The organism is Faunimonas sp. B44 (assembly GCF_052655945.1).
The window spans coordinates 5,001-6,442 of sequence record NZ_JBQYEX010000035.1; the positions used below are offsets into that span (position 1 = coordinate 5,001).

The 1,442-nt window shown below is 61.3% G+C and carries 1 tRNA gene and 2 rRNA genes (1 of these 3 only partly in view); all 3 read left to right on the top strand.

What is annotated here, in order from left to right:
• Positions 1–914: ribosomal RNA gene (locus tag ACUN0C_RS19960) — 23S ribosomal RNA — on the top strand (it extends 1,909 nt beyond the left edge of the window).
• Between the two features lie 213 nt (positions 915–1,127).
• Positions 1,128–1,243, top strand: a 5S ribosomal RNA gene (rrf, locus tag ACUN0C_RS19965).
• A gap of 122 nt (positions 1,244–1,365) precedes the next feature.
• A tRNA-Met gene (locus tag ACUN0C_RS19970) sits at positions 1,366–1,442 on the top strand.

Here is a 1,442-nt window from a genome sequence, read left to right on the forward strand (position 1 = left end):
GTAACGACTTCCCCGCTGTCTCCAGCATCGACTCAGTGAAATTGAATTCCCCGTGAAGATGCGGGGTTCCTGCGGTCAGACGGAAAGACCCCGTGCACCTTTACTACAACTTCACACTGGCATTCGTGACGTCATGTGTAGGATAGGTGGTAGGCTTCGAAGCCCGGGCGCCAGCTCGGGTGGAGCCACCCTTGAAATACCACCCTTGAAGTCATGGATGTCTAACCGCGGCCCGTCATCCGGGTCCGGGACAGTGTGTGGTGGGTAGTTTGACTGGGGCGGTCGCCTCCCAAAGTGTAACGGAGGCGCGCGAAGGTGGGCTCAGAGCGGTCGGAAATCGCTCGTCGAGTGCAATGGCATAAGCCTGCCTGACTGCGAGACTGACAAGTCGAGCAGAGTCGAAAGACGGCCATAGTGATCCGGTGGTCCCGCGTGGAAGGGCCATCGCTCAACGGATAAAAGGTACGCCGGGGATAACAGGCTGATGATCTCCAAGAGTCCATATCGACGAGATCGTTTGGCACCTCGATGTCGACTCATCACATCCTGGGGCTGGAGCAGGTCCCAAGGGTTCGGCTGTTCGCCGATTAAAGTGGTACGTGAGTTGGGTTCAGAACGTCGCGAGACAGTTCGGTCCCTATCTGCCGTGGGTGTAGGAGAATTGAGAGGAGCTGTCCCTAGTACGAGAGGACCGGGATGGACGCACCTCTGGTGGACCTGTTGTGGCGCCAGCCGCAGTGCAGGGTAGCTATGTGCGGACGGGATAACCGCTGAAGGCATCTAAGCGGGAAGCCCACCTCGAAACGAGTTCTCCCTATCAGAGCCGTGGAAGACCACCACGTTGATAGGAGGCATGTGGAAGCGCGGCAACGCGTGAAGCTGAGCCTTACTAATCGCTCGATCGGCTTGATCGTTCTCATTAGTCAATGCCCGCGGCAAAGGCCGCGGCCAAACCGAAAAGACCAGTTACGGAACAGACGCGAATGGCGAATTGCGAATAGCGGATGGGGGGCGGGCCCGAGGGCCCGAAACCCGTTCGGTCCGCCGTCGCTCTCGTCCCGTTCCTTCGGCCGGCCGCAAGCCGTCGCCGGCGCGCCTCCCGCGCGCCCGGCACTGCGCTTCGCCGGCCTGGTGGCTCCAGCGAGGGGCCAAGCACCCGATCCCATTCCGAACTCGGCCGTGAAATCCCTCAGCGCCAATGGTACTAAGCCTCAAGGCTTGGGAGAGTCGGTCGCCGCCAGGCCTGCCAAGCGCAGCAGAAACACAATCACACGAGACCACCTTCCCTTCACACGACACCCGGCCCCCGAGGCCGGAACCGCCCGAACCCGATCGGACCGGCACCACGCCGGCCCCAACACCTCTCGCGGGGTGGAGCAGCCCGGTAGCTCGTCAGGCTCATAACCTGAAGGTCGCAGGTTCAAATCCTGCCCCCGCAACCA